The organism is Citrobacter sp. wls757 (assembly GCF_005280935.1).
Classification (GTDB): Bacteria; Pseudomonadota; Gammaproteobacteria; order Enterobacterales; family Enterobacteriaceae; genus Citrobacter; species Citrobacter portucalensis.
The window spans coordinates 104,773-109,279 of sequence record NZ_SZWU01000006.1 but is presented as its reverse complement, the minus strand read 5'-3'; the positions used below and the strand labels follow the sequence as shown (position 1 = coordinate 109,279).

Genomic DNA, 4,507 nt, shown 5'->3' with positions numbered 1-4,507 from the left:
ACGCCGCAAAAGCGGCGGGCAGCGAACTCGAACTCTATGAATATGATGCGGGCGAGCTTAAGCCGGAAGATGTCGAAGTCCAGGTCGATTACTGCGGTATCTGCCATTCTGATTTGTCGATGATCGACAACGAATGGGGATTTTCTCAGTATCCGCTGGTTGCCGGGCATGAGGTGATTGGTCGCGTGGCGGCGCTCGGCAGCGCGGCGCAGGATAAAGGTCTGAAGGTTGGTCAGCGCGTCGGCGTTGGCTGGACGGCGCGCAGCTGCGGGCACTGCGATGCCTGTATCAGCGGTAATCAGATCAACTGCCTTGAAGGGTCTGTTCCCACAATTCTTAATCGCGGCGGCTTTGCCGAGAAGCTGCGGGCCGACTGGCAGTGGGTGATCCCGCTACCGGAGAGTATCGATCTGGCGGCAGCTGGCCCATTACTGTGCGGCGGCATCACGGTGTTCAAACCGCTGCTGATGCACCATATCACCGCCACCAGCCGCGTCGGGGTGATCGGCATCGGCGGCCTGGGGCATATCGCCATTAAGCTGTTACACGCGATGGGTTGCGAAGTGACCGCGTTCAGCTCCAATCCGGCGAAAGAGCAGGAAGTGCTGGCAATGGGGGCGGATAAGGTGGTCAACAGCCGCGATCCGGATGCGCTACAAGCGCTGGCGGGCCAGTTCGATCTCATTATTAACACGGTTAACGTCGATCTCGACTGGCAGCCCTATTTTGAAGCACTGGCCTACGGCGGTAACTTCCATACCGTCGGTGCGGTGCTGAAGCCGCTGCCGGTTCCGGCGTTCACCTTAATAGCCGGCGATCGCAGCATCTCCGGTTCGGCGACCGGTACGCCGTTCGAACTGCGCAAGCTGATGAAGTTTGCCGGGCGCAGCAAGGTGTCGCCCACCACCGAACTGTACCCGATGTCGCAAATTAACGAAGCAATCCAGCACGTGCGTGACGGTAAGGCCCGCTACCGCGTAGTGCTTAAAGCAGACTTCTGATCGTCTTTGCCGGGTGGCGTAAGCTTCCCGGCTATTCTCCCCGCTATTCCAGACAGGTTAAATTCTCCTCACAATCTCTGCAATTTAGCGGTGAAGAGTGCGTCACGGTTGCCTATACTCCAGGCAGGATAAATGGAGGAAATCTCAATGAGCGCACCCCTGCTAATTGCCCGCACGCCGGACACCGAACTGTTTTTACTGCCAGGTATGGCCAACCGTCATGGGCTGATTACCGGCGCGACCGGGACCGGTAAAACCGTCACGCTACAGAAGCTGGCCGAATCGCTGTCCGAGATTGGCGTGCCGGTATTTATGGCCGATGTGAAAGGTGACTTAACCGGCGTGGCCGAGGAAGGACAAGCCTCTGAAAAGCTGCTCGCCCGCCTGAAAAATATCGGCATTACCGACTGGCAACCGCATGCTAATCCGGTCACGGTGTGGGATATCTTCGGCGAAAAAGGTCACCCTGTGCGGGCCACGGTATCAGACCTCGGGCCGCTGCTGCTGGCCCGTCTGCTGAACCTCAACGACGTGCAGTCCGGCGTGCTGGATATTATCTTCCGCATTGCCGATGACCAGGGTCTGTTGCTGCTCGATTTCAAAGACCTGCGGGCCATCACCCAGTACATTGGCGATAACGCTAAATCCTTCCAGAATCAGTACGGCAATATCAGTAGCGCCTCGGTCGGAGCGATCCAGCGCGGGCTGCTATCGCTGGAGCAACAGGGCGCGGCACACTTCTTTGGCGAACCGATGCTGGACATCAAAGACTGGATGCGTACCGACGCCAGCGGCAAAGGGATGATTAATATCCTCAGCGCCGAGAAGCTCTACCAGATGCCCAAACTGTACGCCGCCAGCCTGCTGTGGATGCTCTCCGAGCTGTATGAACAGTTGCCGGAAGCGGGCGATCTGGAAAAACCAAAACTAGTGTTCTTCTTCGATGAAGCGCACCTGCTGTTCAACGATGCTCCGCAGGTGCTGCTGGATAAAATCGAACAGGTGATCCGCCTGATCCGCTCGAAAGGGGTCGGCGTGTGGTTCGTCTCGCAAAACCCGTCGGATATTCCGGACAACGTGCTTGGTCAGTTGGGAAACCGCGTGCAGCACGCCTTGCGCGCGTTCACGCCGAAAGACCAGAAAGCGGTGAAAAGCGCGGCGCAAACCATGCGCGCCAACCCGGCATTTGATACCGAAAAAGCCATTCAGGAGCTGGGAACCGGTGAGGCGCTGGTGTCGTTTCTGGACGCCAAAGGCAGCCCGTCCGTGGTTGAACGGGCGATGGTGATTGCGCCATGCTCACGGATGGGACCGGTGACGGACGACGAGCGCAACGGGCTGATTAACCACTCTTCTCTGTACGGTAAATATGAAGAAGAGATCGACCGCGAGTCCGCCTATGAGCGTTTGCAGCAAGGCGTGCAGGCCAGTACCGAGCAGCAAAATACGCCTCCCGCCAACGGTAAAGCCGTCGATGTGGACGGCGGTATTCTCGGTGGGTTGAAGGATATTCTGTTTGGCAGCACCGGACCGCGCGGCGGTAAGCGCGATGGCGTGGTGCAGAGCGTGGCGAAAAGCGCGGCGCGACAGGTTACCAATCAGATAATTCGCGGCATGTTGGGGAGTTTGATGGGCGGGAGAAAACGCTAGCCCCGTGTTACGTTGCCGGATGGCGGTGTAAACGCCTTATCCGGCCTACGGGTCCGGAGTAGGCCTGAAAAGCGCAACGCCATCAGGCCTACGATTACTGTGATTACGACTTACGCAGCATCAGCCACAGGCTTATCAGGAAGAAGCTGGCGCTTGGCAGCAGCGCACCGATAATCGGCGGAATGCCGTACACCAGCGTCAGCGGGCCAAAGATTTGGTCCAGCACATAGAACACAAAGCCAAAGCTAATCCCTGTCACCACGCGCACGCCCATCGGGACGCTACGCAGCGGACCAAAGATAAACGACAGCGCCATCAGCATCATGACCGCTACAGACAGCGGCTGGAAGACTTTGCTCCACATATTGAGCTGGTAGCGTCCGGCATCCTGGCCGCTCGACTTCAGGTACTTCACGTAGTTATGCAGACCGCTAATCGACAGCGCATCAGGATCCAACGCCACAACGCCGAGCTTGTCGGGCGTCAGGTTGGTTTTCCAAGTGCCGCTCACCGTTTGCGAGCCGGTGATTTGCTTCGGATCGGTCAGGTTGGATTCATCCACCTGCGACAAACGCCAGACCTTCTGCTCCGGGTCAAACGTCGCGCTCGCAGCGTAGCGTACAGACTGCAGACGGCGCTTGTCGTTAAACGAGTAGATGCTAATCCCGCCTAACTCTGCGTCGCCTTTCACCCGCTCGATGTAGACAAAGCTGTCACCGTCTTTCGCCCACAAACCCTGCTGGGTAGAGAGCAGCGAGCCGCCGTACATCTGCTGCGCACGGTAGTTACGTGCCATCTGTTCGCCTTGTGGCGCAACCCATTCGCCGATAGCCATCGTCAGCAGCACCAGCGGAATCGCGGTTTTCATCACCGACAACGCCACCTGCATACGGGTAAAGCCGGAAGCCTGCATCACCACCAGTTCACTGCGCTGGGCCAGCATGCCCAGCCCCAGCAATGCCCCCAGCAGTGCCGCCATCGGGAAGAAGATCTGGATATCTTTAGGCGCACTGAGCAGGGGATACAGCCCGGCGCCCATCGCATCGTAGCTCCCCTGCCCGGCTTTTTTCAGCTGGTCAACGAACTTGATGATCCCGGAGAGCGACACCAGCATGAACAGCGTCATCATGATGGTGGTGAAAATGGTTTTACCGATATAGCGGTCAAGTACACCAAAAGGCTGCATTATACCGCTCCTTTACGCATAAAACGGGCACGCAAGCGGCGCATCGGCACCGTATCCCAGAGGTTAAGCACAATCGCCAGCGCCAGATATGCCAGGTTCACCGTCCACATCCAGAACACCGGATCCAGCTTACCTTTACCGCCGTTCGACTTCAGCGACGTCTGAACCAGGAAGAACAGCAAATAGAGCAGCATTGCTGGCAGCATCGACAGCACGCGCCCCTGACGCGGGTTCACCACGCTCAGCGGTACGACCATCAGCGCCATCATAAATACGGTGAATACTAACGTGATACGCCAGGTCAGCTCCGCGCGGGCACGATCGGTGTCGGTCGTCCACAGCGTACGCATGTTCATCTGATCGGTATCGTTTGGATCCAGCGCCACGGCCTGATGACCGATAATCGCCTGATAATCCTGGAAGTCGGTAATGCGGAAATCGCGCAGCAGCGCGGTACCTTCAAAGCGCGTCCCCTGGTTCAGCGTCACGACCTGAGAGCCGTCACGCATCTGGGTAAGATGTCCGGAATCGGCTACGACGACCGAAGGACGAGCGTTGCCTTTCGGGCGGATTTGCGCGAGGAACACGTCTTTGAAGTTGCTGCCGTCAACGCTTTCGATAAACAGCACCGAACTGCCGTTGGTCGCCTGCTGGAATTGCCCCTGAGCAA

General features: G+C 57.9%; 4 protein-coding genes. 2 read left to right on the top strand and 2 right to left on the bottom strand.

The window, feature by feature from the left end; genetic code table 11:
• The coding region (locus FDW94_RS00925; protein WP_137376984.1) for an NAD(P)-dependent alcohol dehydrogenase at window positions 1-1,001 on the top strand (1,001 nt) is incomplete at its 5' end.
• Window positions 1,002-1,148: 147 nt separating this feature from the next.
• Window positions 1,149-2,651: a helicase HerA-like C-terminal domain-containing protein gene (locus FDW94_RS00920; RefSeq protein ID WP_048227236.1), complete on the top strand. Its 1,503-nt coding sequence runs from the start codon at window positions 1,149-1,151 to the stop codon at window positions 2,649-2,651.
• 103 nt (window positions 2,652-2,754) lie between these two features.
• Here FDW94_RS00920 and lptG read toward each other — a convergent pair whose 3' ends face one another.
• Together lptG and FDW94_RS23680 are read right to left on the bottom strand one after the other, a co-directional pair.
• Window positions 2,755-3,837 carry an LPS export ABC transporter permease LptG gene (lptG, locus tag FDW94_RS00915; protein ID WP_137376980.1) on the bottom strand — a complete coding sequence of 361 codons (1,083 nt, stop codon included), beginning with the start codon at window positions 3,835-3,837 and terminating at the stop codon, window positions 2,755-2,757.
• On the bottom strand, window positions 3,837-4,507 hold a 671-nt coding region (locus tag FDW94_RS23680; RefSeq protein ID WP_249358206.1), incomplete at its 5' end, for an LptF/LptG family permease. The genes FDW94_RS23680 and lptG, both read right to left, overlap by 1 nt.

Coding starts and splice junctions, on each gene's coding strand:
- FDW94_RS00920 (WP_048227236.1), top strand. CDS start 1,149: ATGAGCGCACCCCTGCTAATTGCCCGCACGCCGGACACCGAACTGTTT.
- lptG (WP_137376980.1), bottom strand. CDS start 3,837: ATGCAGCCTTTTGGTGTACTTGACCGCTATATCGGTAAAACCATTTTC.